The sequence below is a fragment of the Duganella paludis genome (genome assembly GCF_054461335.1).
Genome location: NZ_CM136922.1, coordinates 1,390,378 through 1,405,180, shown reverse-complemented (window position 1 = coordinate 1,405,180; position 14,803 = coordinate 1,390,378). Strand labels below are relative to the sequence as shown.

16 protein-coding genes are annotated in these 14,803 nt (G+C 65.8%); 11 read left to right on the top strand and 5 right to left on the bottom strand.

Translation table 11 applies throughout. The annotated features are described in order from the left end of the window. Positions 1-37 precede the first annotated feature (37 nt). A complete protein-coding gene (gene eno, locus ACXZ1M_RS06335; RefSeq protein WP_459052342.1) occupies positions 38-1,321 on the top strand; it encodes a phosphopyruvate hydratase in 1,284 nt (427 codons plus the stop codon). 46 nt (positions 1,322-1,367) lie between these two features. Here the strand turns inward: eno and ACXZ1M_RS06330 are convergent, their stop codons facing one another. From ACXZ1M_RS06330 to ACXZ1M_RS06310, 5 genes are read right to left on the bottom strand one after another with little or no spacing between them, the layout of a single operon-like run. Next, positions 1,368-2,012: a TetR family transcriptional regulator gene (locus ACXZ1M_RS06330; RefSeq protein WP_459052341.1), complete on the bottom strand. Its 645-nt coding sequence runs from the start codon at positions 2,010-2,012 to the stop codon at positions 1,368-1,370. A gap of 5 nt (positions 2,013-2,017) precedes the next feature. After that, the gene (locus ACXZ1M_RS06325; RefSeq protein ID WP_459052340.1) at positions 2,018-2,938 is read right to left on the bottom strand and encodes an ABC transporter permease; all 921 of its coding nucleotides are present in this window, start codon (positions 2,936-2,938) and stop codon (positions 2,018-2,020) included. Then, the gene (locus ACXZ1M_RS06320; protein WP_459052339.1) at positions 2,935-3,984 is read right to left on the bottom strand and encodes an ABC transporter permease; all 1,050 of its coding nucleotides are present in this window, start codon (positions 3,982-3,984) and stop codon (positions 2,935-2,937) included. Before ACXZ1M_RS06320 ends, ACXZ1M_RS06325 begins: the two co-directional genes overlap by 4 nt. 5 nt (positions 3,985-3,989) lie before the next feature. Further along, entirely contained in the window at positions 3,990-5,546 is a 1,557-nt protein-coding gene (locus ACXZ1M_RS06315; RefSeq protein WP_459052338.1) for an ABC transporter ATP-binding protein, read from the bottom strand. Then, positions 5,546-6,520, bottom strand: a complete 975-nt coding sequence (locus ACXZ1M_RS06310) for a BMP family protein (protein ID WP_459052337.1) — start codon at positions 6,518-6,520, stop codon at positions 5,546-5,548. The genes ACXZ1M_RS06315 and ACXZ1M_RS06310 overlap by 1 nt, the downstream gene beginning before the upstream one ends. 91 nt (positions 6,521-6,611) lie before the next feature. Here ACXZ1M_RS06310 and ACXZ1M_RS06305 point away from each other — a divergent pair, with 91 nt between their 5' ends. Genes ACXZ1M_RS06305 through ACXZ1M_RS06260 form a run of 10 tightly spaced genes read left to right on the top strand, consistent with a single transcriptional unit; the run spans position 6,612 to position 14,791 of the window. Continuing rightward, on the top strand, positions 6,612-7,391 hold the full coding sequence (locus ACXZ1M_RS06305; RefSeq protein ID WP_459052336.1) for a cysteine hydrolase family protein: 780 nt from the start codon (positions 6,612-6,614) through the stop codon (positions 7,389-7,391). Then, complete coding sequence (locus ACXZ1M_RS06300; protein WP_459052335.1) at positions 7,388-8,581, top strand: amidase; 1,194 nt, start codon at positions 7,388-7,390, stop codon at positions 8,579-8,581. The genes ACXZ1M_RS06305 and ACXZ1M_RS06300 overlap by 4 nt, the downstream gene beginning before the upstream one ends. Then, complete coding sequence (locus tag ACXZ1M_RS06295) at positions 8,578-9,819, top strand: amidase (protein WP_459052334.1); 1,242 nt, start codon at positions 8,578-8,580, stop codon at positions 9,817-9,819. Before ACXZ1M_RS06300 ends, ACXZ1M_RS06295 begins: the two co-directional genes overlap by 4 nt. Position 9,820: 1 nt before the next feature. Then, a complete protein-coding gene (hpxZ, locus tag ACXZ1M_RS06290) occupies positions 9,821-10,216 on the top strand; it encodes an oxalurate catabolism protein HpxZ (RefSeq protein WP_459052333.1) in 396 nt (131 codons plus the stop codon). After that, positions 10,206-11,801 (top strand): gamma-glutamyltransferase family protein, encoded by a 1,596-nt coding sequence (locus ACXZ1M_RS06285; protein ID WP_459052332.1) that lies wholly within the window; start codon positions 10,206-10,208, stop codon positions 11,799-11,801. Before hpxZ ends, ACXZ1M_RS06285 begins: the two co-directional genes overlap by 11 nt. A 53-nt stretch (positions 11,802-11,854) precedes the next feature. Next, on the top strand, positions 11,855-12,184 hold the full coding sequence (ftsB, locus tag ACXZ1M_RS06280) for a cell division protein FtsB (protein WP_459052331.1): 330 nt from the start codon (positions 11,855-11,857) through the stop codon (positions 12,182-12,184). Between the two features lie 5 nt (positions 12,185-12,189). Continuing rightward, positions 12,190-12,993 (top strand): hypothetical protein, encoded by an 804-nt coding sequence (locus ACXZ1M_RS06275; RefSeq protein WP_459052330.1) that lies wholly within the window; start codon positions 12,190-12,192, stop codon positions 12,991-12,993. Between the two features lie 7 nt (positions 12,994-13,000). Beyond that, the gene (locus ACXZ1M_RS06270; RefSeq protein ID WP_459052329.1) at positions 13,001-13,390 is read left to right on the top strand and encodes a VOC family protein; all 390 of its coding nucleotides are present in this window, start codon (positions 13,001-13,003) and stop codon (positions 13,388-13,390) included. 2 nt (positions 13,391-13,392) lie between these two features. Then, a complete protein-coding gene (locus ACXZ1M_RS06265) occupies positions 13,393-13,779 on the top strand; it encodes a VOC family protein (RefSeq protein ID WP_459052328.1) in 387 nt (128 codons plus the stop codon). A 43-nt stretch (positions 13,780-13,822) separates the two neighbouring features. Continuing rightward, positions 13,823-14,791 carry a L,D-transpeptidase family protein gene (locus ACXZ1M_RS06260; RefSeq protein WP_459052327.1) on the top strand — a complete coding sequence of 323 codons (969 nt, stop codon included), beginning with the start codon at positions 13,823-13,825 and terminating at the stop codon, positions 14,789-14,791. Positions 14,792-14,803 lie beyond the last annotated feature (12 nt).

Below are 14,803 nucleotides of genomic sequence, written 5' to 3'. Positions count from 1 at the left end.
CGGCGCGACTTCGTATCGCCTAACTTTGGAGAATGACATGAGTGCTATTGTTGATATTATCGGCCGTGAAATTATCGATTCGCGCGGCAATCCAACCGTCGAATGCGACGTGCTGCTGGAATCGGGCGTGATGGGCCGTGCGGCCGTGCCGTCGGGCGCGTCGACCGGTTCGCGCGAAGCGATCGAGCTGCGTGACGGCGATCCGAAGCGTTACTTCGGCAAGGGCGTACTGAAAGCCTGCGAAAACATCAACACCGAAATCTCGGAAGCCATCATGGGCCTGGACGCCAATGAACAAGCCTTCCTGGACCGCACTCTGATCGACCTGGACGGCACCGAAAACAAGGCACGCCTGGGCGCCAACGCCATGCTGGCGGTGTCGATGGCCGTGGCCAAGGCCGCCGCTGAAGAAGCCGGCCTGCCGCTGTACCGCTACTTCGGCGGTTCGGGCGCGATGCAACTGCCAGTGCCGATGATGAACGTGATCAACGGCGGCGCGCACGCCGACAACAATCTGGACATCCAGGAATTCATGATCATTCCAGTCGGCGCACCGTCGTTCAAGGAAGCCGTGCGTTACGGCGCGGAAGTGTTCCACACCCTGAAGAAGATCCTGCACAAGAAGGGCCTGAACACCAACGTCGGCGACGAAGGCGGCTTCGCCCCATCGCTGGCCAACCACGAAGAAGCGATCAAGCTGATCATCGAAGCGATCGAACAGGCCGGCTACGAGCCAGGCACCCAGATCGCCATCGGCCTCGATTGCGCGGCGTCGGAATTCTACAAAGACGGTAAATACGAACTGGAAGGCGAAGGCCTGTCGCTGACTGCGACCGAGTTCACCAACCTGCTGGCGACCTGGTGCGACAAGTACCCGATCATCTCGATCGAAGACGCGATGCACGAAGGCGACTGGGACGGCTGGGCCATCCTGACCAAGGAACTGGGCCAGAAGGTTCAGCTGGTGGGCGACGATCTGTACGTCACCAACACCAAGATCCTGAAAGAAGGCATCCAGAAGGGCATCGCCAACTCGATCCTGATCAAGATCAACCAGATCGGCACCCTGACCGAGACCTTCGCCGCCATCGAAATGGCCAAGCGCGCCGGCTACACCGCCGTGATCTCGCACCGTTCGGGCGAAACCGAAGACTCGACCATCGCCGATATCGCGGTTGGCCTGAACGCCCTGCAGATCAAGACCGGCTCGATGTCGCGTTCGGACCGCATGGCGAAATACAACCAGCTGCTGCGTATCGAAGAAGATCTGGGCGATATCGCTTCCTACCCAGGCCGCGATGCGTTCTACAACTTGAAGTAATCCTGGGGTAACCTAGAAGAGGCCGGTTGATTCAACCGGCCTTTTTTTATGGCTGCGGCGCCAGGAAGCCGAATAGCATCTGCTGCGCTTGCTGCTTGTGCTCGCGCTGCCAGGCCGGGTCGAGCAGGTCGCGCTGGAAAATACGCGACAGGGTGTAGGCGTTGGACTTGTGAAAGTAGGCCATGCTCACCATCGCCACGTACAGGTGCAGCGCATCGATGCCTTTGCGGAACTGGCCGGCTTTCACACCGCGTTTCAGCAGCTGGTCCAGCAGCGTAATCACCGGCGAAGCGCGCTCCGGGATATGGGTCGACTGCTCCATGAAGCGGGCGCGGTTCAAGTTTTCCCAGGACAGCAAACTCATCAACTCCGGGTGCGCCGCAAAGTGGCCGTGGATGAAATCGAAGATCGCCCGCATGCCCTCCAGCGGCGAATCGCGCTCGAAGTCGAATTGCAGGCTCAGTTCATCCGCGCGCAGGCTGTCCAGCACCTGCTCCAGCACCGCCACGTACAAGGCTTCCTTGTTGCCGAAGTAGTGGTAAATCATGCGGATATTCGAGCGGGCATTGCGCGCGATAGTGTCGGTGCGGGCGCCGCTGTAGCCCTTGTCCGCGAACTCGGTAATCGCGGCTTGCAGGATGCGCTCGCGCGAGCCGGGCGCGCTGTCTGCTTCGGTATTTTTTTCGGTCATCGTGGTCAAGCTCTCCGGTAGGGCTGGGTCAGTGCCTTGGGTGCGGTCTGGCGGCCGATGAAACCGGCCACGGCCAACAACGCCAGCACGTAAGGCAACATGATAAGCAGTGCGCTCGGCACCGTCACGCCTATTGTGGGCAGGAAGAATTGCAGCGCGCTGGCGGCGCCGAACAGCAGGCAGGCCAGCAGCATGCGTCCCGGCTTCCAGTTGCCGAAGATGATGGCGGCAATCGCCAGATAGCCGGCACCGCCGGTCATGCCTTCGGTGAAAGTGTGGATGTCGCCGATCGAAATAAAGCTGCCGGCCAGCGCCGCCATTACGCCGCTGAACAGCACGGCGCGGTAGCGCAGCCGCGTCACCGCCATGCCGGCCTTGTCGACCGCGCCCGGCTCGGCGCCGCAAGCGTGCAGGGCCAGGCCGAGCGCGCTGTGGCGCAGGGCCCAAGCCACCGCCGCCAGCACCGCCAGGCCCAGATACAGCAGCCACACCTGTTCAAACACGGCATGACCGATCAGCGGCAAGTCGCGCAGGCCGGGCGGCGTCCAGCTGGCCAGCGCCGGGATGGCGGCGGCGGAACGGCTGCCGAACATTTCGCGGTAGGCCAGCGTGGTGCCGCCCAGCGCCAGGATATTGATGCCGATGCCGGTAACAATCTGGTTGGCGCCCAGCGTGATGCTGAGCCAGCCTTGCAGCAGCGCAAGCGGCAGTACCGCCAGCACGGCGATCAGCAGTCCCAGTAGTGGATCGCCGCTGAAGTAGGACCCGGCAGCGGCGGCAAAGGCGCCGGTTAGCATCATGCCTTCCAGGCTCATGTTCAATACCCCGGCGCGCTGGCTGGCCAGTTCGCCGGTGGCACCCAGCAGCAGCGGGGCGGCAAAGCGGATCGACGATCCGACAAAGACTGCGGTGGTTTCCCAGCTCATGCGCGTGCTCCTTGCGCCTGGCGATGGGCCGCCGCAGCGACCATCAGGATAATCACACCTTGCACGACCAGCACCAGTGCTGATGGCACGGCCGCCACCATTTCCATGGTGATGCCACCCGAACGCAGGAAGCCGAACAGCAGCGCACCGGCAAACACGCCGCTGACCGAGCCGCGCGCCAGCAAGCCGACCACCAGGCCGTCGAAGCCGTAGCCGGACGAGAAGCCGGCTTTCAGCACATACTGTTCGCTTTGCAGCATGATGGCGCCGGCCAAGCCGGAGAGCGCGCCGGCCAGCAGCATGGCACCGATCATGGTGGACACAATCGGCATGCCGGCGCGGCGCGCGGCTACGGGGTTCAGGCCAACAGCGCGCAGATGTATGCCGAACAGCGATCGCGCCAGCACGGCCGACACCAGCACGCCCAGCAGCACGGCCAGCGGCAGGCCGAGGTGCAGCGGCATGGAATCGTCACCGAAGAACCACGGCAGGTGCGTGCTGAGCGGGATCTCCGACGATTCCGGCAGCGTGCCGGCATTCGTCATTGGCTGGCGCAGCAGGTGTTCCGATTGCACGCTCCAGTACAGCAGCCAGACGCCGATGAAGGACAACATCAGCGTGCTGATCACTTCATTGGCGCCGGCCGTGGCCTTCAGCACGCCGGCGATGCCGCCCCAGCAGCCGCCGGCCAGCGCGCCTGCCAGCAGCGGCAGTACAAACGGCAGGCCGAACGGCAATTCCTGCACGCCGCCATACAGCGCCACGGCAGTGGCGGCCATGCCGCCGACTGCAATCTGGCCCTCGCCGCCGACATTGGTGAGGCGCGCGCGGTCAGCCAGCACGAAGCCGGTACCGATCAGGGCCAGCACCAGCGCGCGGTTGATCGAGGCGGCAAAGGCATACGGCGAACCGGCGGCGCCGTCGAGGAAAGCGGCCAGCGCTTCCGCCACTGGCGTGCCGGTCAGCGCCACCAGGATCACGCCCAGCAGCAGCGCAGCCGCCACCGCGCCCACGGGCGCCAGCGCGGCGCGGTAATCGATTTTCATAGTCGTCAGCATTCTTGTCCCGCCATCATTGCGCCTATGCGCTCGCGTTGATCCTGGCTGGCCGGGCAGGTGCCTGTGATGCGCCCCCGGTACAGCACCACGATACGGTCTGCCACGGCCAGCAGATCGTCCAATTCGGAAGACATCAGTAGCACCGCCACCCCACGGTCGCGCGCCGCGCGGATGTGGCCGTACACCGCCTCCACTGCGCCGACATCCAGTCCGCGCGTCGGTTGCGCCGCCACCAGCAGCGCCAGGTTGGGCAGCGTCAGCTCGCGTGCCAGCACGGCTTTCTGCTGGTTGCCGCCGGACAGGCCGCTAAAGGTCACGTCCTCGCTGGCGGCGCGTACATCGAAGCGCTGCATTAGCGCGCGCGCGGCGGTGCGCATGGCCTTGCGGTCGATGCGGCCCCAGCGCGTGAACTGCTGGTAGCGGTTGAGGAAAATATTGTCGGCCACGCTCAGGCCGGTAATGCAGCCGACGCTGTGCCGGTCTTCCGGCACGATGCCAACGCCGGCCGCCGTGATTTGCTTCGGCGTCGATCCGGACAGCAACTGGCGTTTCACATAAAAGCGGCCGGCCGAACTGGCTTGCATGCCGGCCAGCACCGCCGCCAGCTCGCCCTGGCCATTGCCTTCCACGCCGGCCACGCCGACGATCTCACCCCGGTTGAGTACCAGCGTGAAGTTGTCCAGCCGCTTGCGGCCATGCGCGTCTTCGACGCTGAGGCCGTCGATTTGCAGTACCTCGTCGGCCAGCGTGGCGCGCGGCCGCTCCAGCGCCTGCAGGGCAGGCGTGGCGCCGCTGCTATCGCGGCCTATCATGGCGCGCACCAGCCGTTCGATGTCGTCGGCCGGGCGGGCCGAGGTGGCGGCGATACGGCCGCCGCGCAGCACGGTGGCGCGGTCGGCCACCTGGCGGATTTCGGCCAGCTTGTGCGTCACCAGCACCACGCTGCAACCTTGCTGGGCGACGCGGCGGCAGACTTGTAGCAGGGCGGCGATTTCATCCGGCAGCAGCACGGCGGTCGGCTCGTCCAGCACCAGCAGGCGCGGCGCGCGCATCAGGCATTTGACGATTTCTACCCGCTGCCGCTGGCCCACTGACAAATCCGCAATGCGCGCCCATGGATCCAGTTCCAGGCCGTATTGCGCGGCCAACTGGTTCAGCTGTTCCGCAGCGTCCTTGCGCTTCAGCACACCGCGCGCCTGGCCCAGCATCAGGTTATCGACCACGCTCAGGTCATCGACCAGGCTGAAGTGCTGGTGCACCATGGCGATGCCGTGCTGTAGCGCATCGGCCGGGCGGCGCGGCTGATAGGGCTGGCCGTCGATTTCCATGGCGCCGTCGTCCGCCGCGTGCACGCCGAAGATCAGGTTGCACAAGGTGGACTTACCGGCACCGTTTTCGCCCAGCAGGCAATGGATCTCGCCCGGCGCCACCTCCAGCGCCACGTCGTGCAGCACGGTGACGGCGCCGAAACTTTTGCGCATGCCAGACAGCCGCAGCCGCGCCGGCACGACCGGGGCGGGCGCGATGGCTTGAAGAGCAGCTGCCATCATCAACCCTCCAGAATCTTGATCTTGCCGTTCAGGATGTCCTGCTTGATCTGGTTCAGTTTGTTGACCATGGCTGGCGTGGCGCCGCAGGCTTTCATATCGGCCGCCTCCGGACCCATGGCCAGGCCGAACGGTTTGTAGCCGGCCGTCCAGCTGCCGTTGACCACCTGACTGATGGCGTAGCGCGCCTGGTAGCCGATGCCGGTGACGCTGTAGGCGAGGTAGAGCGGATCGGTGCCGCAGCGGTCCGTGTAGCTGCCGATCATGTGGGTGTGCTTTTCCGTGGCGGCCTGCTCCATGCCGCGCGAGCCGAGGTTCAGGATGTGGTAATGCACGTCAGCGCCCTGGGCGATTGCCGCCAGCGTGGCTTCCTTGGCCTTGGTGACGTTATCGAAGTCGCCGGTGTAGTTGCTGATGTATTTGACCTTTGGATTGATGTAGCGGGCGCCGTTGCCGAACTCGGTGCCGGCGTTGACGATCGACGGCAGCTCCATGCCGCCGATGTAGCTGACCACGCCGGTCTTGGACAGCATGGCCGCAGCGGCGCCGGCCACGAAGGCGATCTGCGCCTGCTTGACGTCGTAGCCTGCCACGTTCGGCGCCGACAGTCCCTCATTGCCGCCGACGATAGAGAACTTTTTCTTGGGGAAGCGCTTGGCGATCTTGTACACGGCAGCCTGGGTCTGACCGCCGATGCCGATCACCAGATCGTTCTTGGCGGCGAGGTTGGTCAGCGCCTGTTCCATGTCGGCGTAGTTGATGTTCTCGATAAGCTGCAGCTGGATCTTGTCGCCGAATTCTCTCTGCGCGGCGCTGAGGCCGTCGTAACCGGATTCCATCCAGCCCTTGTCGGAGCGCGAACCCGGCAGCAGTACGCCGACCTTGAGCGGGGCGGCCGCAGCGGCGATGGCGGGCGGGAAGATGGCACTGATACAGACAGCGGCCACGGTCTTGACGGTGAATTGCTTGCGATTCATCTGGCACTCCTTTTGCTAGTTGTAAGGGGTAAGTAAGTTTTTACTTCCCTTCGATCCTTAGCAATTTCGATGCCATCAACAGGAGAGCAGCATGAACAACAGTGACGGTTTTTTGGGCGTCAGCGTCAACCACGGCTGGCTGGCCAGTGCGCAGCTAGTCGATATGGCGGTGCCAACGCCAGCGCCGCAGCCGCTGCGGATTGAATCCGCGCCGCAGTCGGTGATCTTGAACCTGCGCCAGACCGCCATCATCGTGATCGACATGCAGAACGACTTTTGCACCAAAGAGGGCTGGGTTGACCAGATTGGCGGCGACCCGACGCCCAATCGTGGGCCAATTGCACCATTGCAGTGCCTGCTGCCGGAATTGCGCCAGGCCGGTGTGCCGGTGATCTGGCTGAACTGGGGCAACCGCCCCGACCTCGCCAATATGCCGCCTAACCAGCTGCACTTATATAAGCCGACCGGGCAGGGCATTGGCCTTGGCGATCCGCTGGCCAGCAGCGGCGCGCCGGTGTTGCAGAAGGATAGCTGGGCGGCGGCCATCGTCGATGAACTGCAGCCGGAGGCCAGCGACATCCTGGTCGACAAGCACCGCATCAGCGGTTTTTGGGATACGCCGCTGGACAGCATCCTGCGCAACCTCGGCATCAAGACGATTCTGTTTGCCGGCGTGAATACCGACCAGTGCGTGCTGCATACGCTAAGCGACGCCAATTTCCTCGGCTATGGCTGCGTGCTGGTGGAGGACTGCTGCGCCACCACCTCGCCGGCCTTCTGTGCCGAGGCGGCGGTGTGGAACGTCAAGAAATGCTTCGGCTTCGTCACCGACTCGCAGCGCGTGCGCGCCGCGCTGGCAGACCTGCGATGAGTAAAGACGACTACGGCGCTTATGTGCCGGGAACTTTTTGCGGCGTGGCGCCGCTGGCTGGCGGCGCGCTCGATGGCCTGCGCTTCGCGGTCAAGGATTTGATCGACGTGGCTGGCTACGTCACGGGCGGCGGCAATCCGGATTGGGCACGTGGACGGGCGCCGGCAGCGCGTCATGCGCCGGCGGTGCGGCAACTGCTGGCGGCTGGCGCTTCCGTGCACGGCAAGACCATCAGCGACGAACTGGCGTTCAGCCTGGAAGGGGAGAACTGGCATTACGGCACGCCGCGCAATCCGCGCTGCCCGGACAGCCTGCCGGGCGGCTCGTCCAGCGGATCGGCGGTAGCGGTGGCGGCCGGCCTGGCCGACTTTGCGCTCGGCACCGACACCGGCGGCTCGGTACGCGTGCCTGCGGCGTTCTGCGGCGTGTACGGCATGCGCCCCAGCCATGGTCGCCTGCCGCTGCACGGCGTGCTGCCGTTCGCGCCCGGCTACGACACAATCGGCTGGTTCGCCCGCAGCGCCGACATGTTGGCGCGGGTGGGCGCGGTGCTGCTCGGCGACGACGCCATCGCCGTCGCTGGCGCCCCGCGCCTGCTGCTGTTGGAAGACGTGTTTGCCATGTGCGAGCCCGCCCTGGATGCTCATCTGCGGCAGGTCGCGCAAGCGCTGGTCCCGGCCGCGTCGCTGACCATCTTCGACGGCCATCCGCAAGACTGGCTGCAAAGCTACCAGGTGCTGCAAGGCGCGCAGATCAAGCAATCGCTGGGCGACTGGCTGATGCGCGCACGCCCGCAATTTGGCCCCGCCATCGCTCCCCGCTTCGACAGCGTGCTGGCGCTGCACGACGAACAGGCGCTGGAACAGCTGGCTCACCGCACCGCCATGCGCCGCATTCTGAAACAACTGCTGCAACCCGGCGTGGTGCTGGTGCTGCCCACCACCCCCACCACTGCGCTGGCGCTGAACGCCAGCGCCGAGTCGCGCAACGCCTTCTACGCGGCCGTACTGGCCATCAACGCCATTGCCGGCCACGCCGGCCTGCCACAGCTCACCATTCCCGCCGGCGAGGTGAATGGCAAACCCGCCGGCCTGTCCTTCATCACGATGCGCGGCGCCGACCGCTGGCTGCTGCACCATGCGCAGCAGTGGAGCGCCGTCATCGACCATCAACATCTGGAGACCGCATGACCGCATTTCCCATCAACGATACCGTCGGCGCATGGGTGCCGCATGGCCGCTTCGTGATTCCCGGCGCCGGCAGCGGGCCGCTGGCAGGCCTCAGCTTTGCCGTCAAAGACGTGTTCGACGTGGCCGGCTACGCGACCGGCGCCGGCAATCCCACCTGGCTGGCAAGCCACGCCATTCCCGAGCGCAGCAGCCCGATGGTGGAGCAACTGCTGGCCGCCGGCGCCACGCTGGTCGGCAAAACCCTGACCGACGAACTGGCCTACAGCATCCACGGCGACAATGTCCACTACGGCACGCCGCTGAATGTGCGTGCGCCCGGCCGCGTGCCGGGCGGCTCCTCCAGCGGCTCGGCGGCGGCGGTCGCGGCGGGCCTATGTGACTTCGCGCTGGCCACCGATACTGGCGGCTCGACCCGCGTCCCGGCCAGCTATTGCGGCCTGTGGGGGCTGCGCACCACGCACGATGCGCTGCCACGTACTGCGATGGTACCGCTGCATCCGGGCTTCGACACACCAACCTGGCTGGCGTGCGATGGCGCCACCTTCGGCCGCGTCGCCGAAGTGCTGCTGGCAGGGCAGGCCAGCGCCAAGTTTAGTCGCGTGCTGATGCTGGACGACGCATTGGCGCAGGCCGACGCCGTCTTCCATTCGCTGGCGGAACAGATCTACGCCGCGCTGGCGCAGAGCATGCCTGCGCAGCGCACCCGTGCAGCAGCATCGCCGCAACAGATGCCGACGCAGCACGCCAACGTCGCCGCGCAGGCGCTGGAACACTGGCGCGAAATTTATGTCGCATTGGCCGCGCATGAGGCGTGGCAAGTGCATGGCGAGTGGATCACCGCCGCCAGTCCGCGCTTTGGCGCCGCCATCGCCGGCCGCTGGGAATTGGCGCGCCAGGCTGGCACGCGCAACGACGTCGACGCTGCGCGCGCCAGCCAGGCCAGCATCCGTGCCGAAGTGCGCGCCTTGCTGGGCAACGATGCGGTGGCGGTGCTGCCCTCGGCTGCCAGCGTGGCGCCGCTGCTGGACGCGCCGGAGGCCGAGATCGACGAAGTGCGCCGCCGCACCCTGCGCATCACTTGCATCGCCGGCCTGGCCGGCCTGCCGCAAGTGAGCATTCCCGGCTGGACGGCAGACGGCCTGCCGATCGGCATTTCGCTGCTCGGCCCGGCCGGCAGCGACCGCGCGCTGGTACAGTTAGCCATGAGCCTGGCCCACCTTACCCACCCACAGGACTGATATGGAACACCTCATTAATCTGCCTGAGACCGTGGCCGAAGTCACGGCCGCTTTCCGCCGCTACGAAGCCGCCCTGTCCGGCAACGACCTTGCCGTGCTCGACGAATTATTCTGGAACGCGCCGCACACCATCCGTTACGGCGTCGGCGAAAACCTGCATGGCTACGCCGAGATCCAGGCCTACCGCGCGCGCCGCCCTTCAGCCGGGCTGGAGCGCGACTTGCACCATACCGTCATCACCACTTACGGCCGCGACTACGCTACCGCCAATACCGAATTCACGCGTGCCGGCAGCAGCGCCATCGGCCGCCAGAGCCACACCTGGCTGCGCATGCCGGCGGGCTGGCGCATCGTTGCCGCCCACGTTTCCCTGCTGGAGGTGGACCATGCTGCGTAGCCGTACCTGCATCGGCGGCATGGTCAGCGCGCCGCATCATCTCGCGGCCCAGGCCGGCAGCACCATCCTGCGCGAAGGCGGCAATGCGATCGAAGCCATGCTGGCCGCCGCCGCTGCCATTGCCGTGGTCTACCCGCACATGAACGGCATTGGCGGCGACGGCTTCTGGCTGATCAGCCAGCCGGGCCGCGAGCCGGTGGCGATCCGCGCCTGCGGCGGCGCCGCTGGTCTGGCCGACAGCCATTTCTACGCTGAGCGAGGCGACGCCGCCATTCCCACGCGCGGCCCGCGCGCCGCGCTGACCGTGGCTGGCGCCATCGGCGGCTGGAGCGAAGCGCTGCGGTATGCCGAGGCGGCCGGCGGCCGCATGCCGCTGTCACGGCTGCTACAGGACGCGATCCGCCACGCCAGCGATGGCGTGCCGGTCACGCCGTCGCAAGTGGAACTGACCGCCGCCAAATGGCAGGAATTGTCGCCGCAGCCCGGCTTCGCCGAGACCTACGCGCCGGACGGCCCGCCTGCGCTGCACACGCTGCTACGCCAGCCGGCGCTGGCGGCCACGCTGGCGCGGCTGGCCGAGGCCGGACTGGACGACTACTATCGCGGCGACGTGGCGCGTACGCTGGCGGCGGGACTGGAACAGCTAGGCAGCCCGTTGCGGCTGGCCGATCTGGAAGCCTATCGCGCCCGCAGCGTGATCCCGCTCAGTGTGCAGCTGGGCGTGGGGCGCGTCTACAACCTGCCGCCGCCGACTCAGGGCGTGTCTGCGCTGATGATACTGGGTTTGTTCGAGCGCCTGCGCGCGGCCCGGCAAGACATGCAGGCCGACAGTCATGCCCATCTGCACGCGCTGGTGGAAGCCACCAAACGCGCCTTCCTGCTGCGTAACGCCCACGTCGGCGACCCGGCGCACATGCCGTTCGACGCCCAGGACTGGCTGCAGGAGCCGGTGCTGGCGCGCGAGGCGGCCGCCATCGATGCCGCAAGCGCCGCGCAATGGCCGCATCCGGCCAAGCCTGGCGACACCATCTGGATGGGCGCGGCCGACCGCCATGGCACGGTGGTCAGTTACATCCAGAGCATTTTCTGGGAATTCGGCAGCGGCGTGGTGGTGCCTGGCACCGGCGTGGTGTGGCAGAACCGAGGCGCCAGCTTCACACTGGAAGATGGCCCCAACCGCCTGCTGCCGGGCAGGCTGCCGTTCCACACCCTCAATCCGGCGCTGGCGCGGCTGAAAGACGGCCGTACCATCGCCTACGGCACCATGGGCGGCGAAGGGCAGCCGCAGACCCAAGCCGCGGTGTTCAGCCGCCATGTGCTGTTCGGCCAGGACATGCAGGCGGCGCTCAACGCGCCGCGCTGGCTGCTGGGCCGGACCTGGGGGGCTGCCTCGACCAATCTCAAGCTGGAAAACCGTTTCCCGCCGGCGCTGGTCGAACAGCTGGTGCGGACCGGCCACGAGGTGGAGTTGGTAGACGCCTACAGCGACATGATGGGGCATGCCGGCGCGGTAGCCCATCACGCCAGCGGGCTGATCGAGGCAGCCACCGATCCGCGCGCCGATGGCGTCTGTGCCGGATTCTGAGAAAAGCGGCGGCGGCGTTATATAATTGCGGATCATTTTGTCCGTCCCCGTCTATGCGTCTGATTACTCTTGCTTTGGCGTTTTTGTTGCTGCTGATCCAGTACCCGTTGTGGCTGGGGAAGGGCGGCTGGCTGCGCGTGAAGGATTTCGAGGCGCAGGTGGAGCAGGCGCACAAGAAGAACGCGGAGCTGTTGGCCCGCAACGCCAAGCTCGACTCCGAAGTGCGCGACCTCAAGGACGGCACCGGCGCGGTCGAAGAGCGTGCCCGCTACGAGCTCAGCATGCTCAAGCAAAACGAGATTTTCGTCCAAATCGTCGGCAAGGGACAAGCTGCCGCCCTTGCACCGCTGGCCCCCAAGCCGGCCGAACCTCCCCAACACTGAGACCCATGATGACGCTGCGCGCTGGCATATTCACGATGTTGCTCGCTGCCGCCACTGCCGTGCCTGTGCAGGCCGGCACGTGCATTCCCGTGCGCGTCGGCTATATGGACCAGAATCGTCCGCCGTACTGGCTGGGCGAGGGCGACAAGGTGCCCGATCCGCCCGGCGCGGCCGTCGACCTGATTCATGACGCCGTGGTCGGCGCCGGCTTCGGCTGCGCACCGATCTGGGTGCGGCTGCCGGTGGCGCGCCTCAAGCTGGCGTTGGCCAATGGCGACATCGACCTGGCGCCGCTGGGCGAACTGAGTTTTTATCCGGCCGAGATCGCCCTGCCGCGCGACAAGGCCGGCAATATCGATCTCGAACGCGCCCTGCACAACCAGGTGCTGGTGCTGGTGCGGGCCGGCGACAAGCTGCCCGCGAGCACCAATCCCATGCAATTCTTCAAAGGCAAAATACTGGGCATCCCGCAAGGCAACGGCTATGCCACGCGCCTGCGCGAAGCAGGCCTGACGCTGGACGAGGGCGGCCGCGACCTCGAGCGCAACATCGAAAAGCTCAAGCTGGGCCGGGTCGACGGCGTGGTGGTGGCGGCGGTGGCGCCCAAGCATCTGCAGCAGACGCTGGACAAGCACAAGGGCACCGTGGTGCAGTTGCAGCAGCCGCTGCTGAACATCCGCGTCTGGCTCGCCTTCAACGACAATTTCTACCGCGCCCACACGCCGCAAAGCGAAGCGCTGTGGACCTGGCTGGACAAGAACCGTAGCCGCCTCGGCTACGTCATGCAAAAATACCGTAAAACCGACTAAGGCCTCCATGCTGCATCACATCTCCTTCGGCGTGCGCGACCTCGCCCTGTCCGGCGTCTTCTACGACGCGGTGCTTGGCGCACTCGGTTATCGCCGCGTGTTCGAGGACGACACCGCCATCGGCTACGGCGTGGAAGACGATAAAGACCTGCTGTGCCTGAAACTGCGTCCCGAGGCCTCGGCGCCGGGCGACGGTTTCCACCTGGCCCTCAGGGCGCCATCGCGCGCGGCGGCCGCTGCCTTCCACGCCGCCGGCTTGCGCGCCGGCGGCGCCGACAACGGCGAACCGGGCCTGCGCGAAGACTACGGCGACCATTACTACGCGGCCTTCCTGGTGGACCCGGATGGCCATCGCATCGAAGCCGTGATCAACGGCCCAACCGAAGGATGCTGCTAACCATGAAACTCGAACACATCAATGCGATCAGTCTTTTCGTTGAAGACCTGCCTGCCGCCAAGGCGTTTTATGTGGATGTGTTTGGTGTGCAGGTGGTGTACGAGGACGCCAACTGTGCGGTGGTCAAATTCGGCGAGGTGCTGATCAACCTGCTGGAAGTGGCGCACGCACCAACCATCATAGCGCCTGGCGCGGTGGCGCCGCCGGAGGCGGGTTCTCGCTTCCAGTTCAGCATCTGGGTGGAGGACGTGGAAGCGGTCTGCGCGCAGCTGATACAGCGCGGCGTGACGCTGCTGCAAGGTCCGCTCGACCGCCCGTGGGGCATGCGCACCGCCAACTTCGTCGACCCTGCCGGGCACAGTTGGGAAGTGGCGCAGAAAATCGGCTGAGAAGGATAGAATGCGATTCCGTCTTTGATAGTCCGAGCATCGTTTGAAAGCACTGTTTCTTGTTCTGATGTTGGCCGCTACGCTCGCGCAAGCCGCCGAACCGGCGCTATCCGCAGCCGATACCCTGAACGCGGCGCAACGCGTCCGGCCTGTTCTTCCCAAGTCCAGCGGTCCCAACGTGCTGCGCGCGCAAGTATTGCTGGACCGCGCGCATTTCTCGCCAGGTGAAATGGACGCGGCCTACGGCAGCACCATGCGCCAGGCCATACGCGGCTTCCAGAAACTGCGCCAGCTGCCGGCGACCGGCAACATCGATGCGGCCACATGGCAGCAACTGGAGCAGGACCAGGCGCCGGTGCTGACGGTCTACACGCTGACCGCGCAGGATGTGGCCGGTCCCTACAAGCCGGTGCCGGCCGACATGGCGGGCAAGGCCAAGCTGCCGGCGCTGGGTTACGCCAGCCTGCTTGAAGCGCTGGGCGAGCGTTTTCACTGCAGTCCAGAACTGCTGCGCCGCCTCAATCCAGGCAAGACCATGAAGCGCGCCGGCGAGCAATTGCTGGTGCCTAACGTGGCGCTCGCCAAGCCGCTGCCGAAGGCGACCTCGGCGCTGATCGATGCAAAAGAGGGCACGTTGACGCTGCTGGATGCGGACGGCACGCCGTTCGCGCAATTCCCCGCCAGCACGGGCAGCAAACACGATCCGCTGCCGGAAGGCCGCTGGCAGGTGCGCGGCGTCGCCACCAATCCCGAATACCGCTACAACCCGAAACTGTTCTGGGATGCCAAGGCCAACGACAGCAAGGCGCGCATCGCCGCCGGCCCGAACAATCCGGTCGGCCTGGCGTGGCTGGACCTGAGCATCGAGCACTACGGCATCCACGGCACGCCGGAGCCGGGAAAAATCGGCAAAACCCAGTCCCACGGCTGCGTAAGGCTGACGAATTGGGACGTGATGCAGGTGGTGCGCTCGCTCGGGCGCGGCGCTACCGTCTTGATGCAGTCTTCGTGACATTTCAATAGA

What these genes read in the sequence shown, in the direction of transcription:
- eno (WP_459052342.1), top strand. Translation starts at nt 38, where the DNA reads ATGAGTGCTATTGTTGATATTATCGGCCGTGAAATTATCGATTCGCGC.
- ACXZ1M_RS06330 (WP_459052341.1), bottom strand. Translation starts at nt 2,012, where the DNA reads ATGACCGAAAAAAATACCGAAGCAGACAGCGCGCCCGGCTCGCGCGAG.
- ACXZ1M_RS06325 (WP_459052340.1), bottom strand. Translation starts at nt 2,938, where the DNA reads ATGAGCTGGGAAACCACCGCAGTCTTTGTCGGATCGTCGATCCGCTTT.
- ACXZ1M_RS06320 (WP_459052339.1), bottom strand. Translation starts at nt 3,984, where the DNA reads ATGAAAATCGATTACCGCGCCGCGCTGGCGCCCGTGGGCGCGGTGGCG.
- ACXZ1M_RS06315 (WP_459052338.1), bottom strand. Translation starts at nt 5,546, where the DNA reads ATGATGGCAGCTGCTCTTCAAGCCATCGCGCCCGCCCCGGTCGTGCCG.
- ACXZ1M_RS06310 (WP_459052337.1), bottom strand. Translation starts at nt 6,520, where the DNA reads ATGAATCGCAAGCAATTCACCGTCAAGACCGTGGCCGCTGTCTGTATC.
- ACXZ1M_RS06305 (WP_459052336.1), top strand. Translation starts at nt 6,612, where the DNA reads ATGAACAACAGTGACGGTTTTTTGGGCGTCAGCGTCAACCACGGCTGG.
- ACXZ1M_RS06300 (WP_459052335.1), top strand. Translation starts at nt 7,388, where the DNA reads ATGAGTAAAGACGACTACGGCGCTTATGTGCCGGGAACTTTTTGCGGC.
- ACXZ1M_RS06295 (WP_459052334.1), top strand. Translation starts at nt 8,578, where the DNA reads ATGACCGCATTTCCCATCAACGATACCGTCGGCGCATGGGTGCCGCAT.
- hpxZ (WP_459052333.1), top strand. Translation starts at nt 9,821, where the DNA reads ATGGAACACCTCATTAATCTGCCTGAGACCGTGGCCGAAGTCACGGCC.
- ACXZ1M_RS06285 (WP_459052332.1), top strand. Translation starts at nt 10,206, where the DNA reads ATGCTGCGTAGCCGTACCTGCATCGGCGGCATGGTCAGCGCGCCGCAT.
- ftsB (WP_459052331.1), top strand. Translation starts at nt 11,855, where the DNA reads ATGCGTCTGATTACTCTTGCTTTGGCGTTTTTGTTGCTGCTGATCCAG.
- ACXZ1M_RS06275 (WP_459052330.1), top strand. Translation starts at nt 12,190, where the DNA reads ATGATGACGCTGCGCGCTGGCATATTCACGATGTTGCTCGCTGCCGCC.
- ACXZ1M_RS06270 (WP_459052329.1), top strand. Translation starts at nt 13,001, where the DNA reads ATGCTGCATCACATCTCCTTCGGCGTGCGCGACCTCGCCCTGTCCGGC.
- ACXZ1M_RS06265 (WP_459052328.1), top strand. Translation starts at nt 13,393, where the DNA reads ATGAAACTCGAACACATCAATGCGATCAGTCTTTTCGTTGAAGACCTG.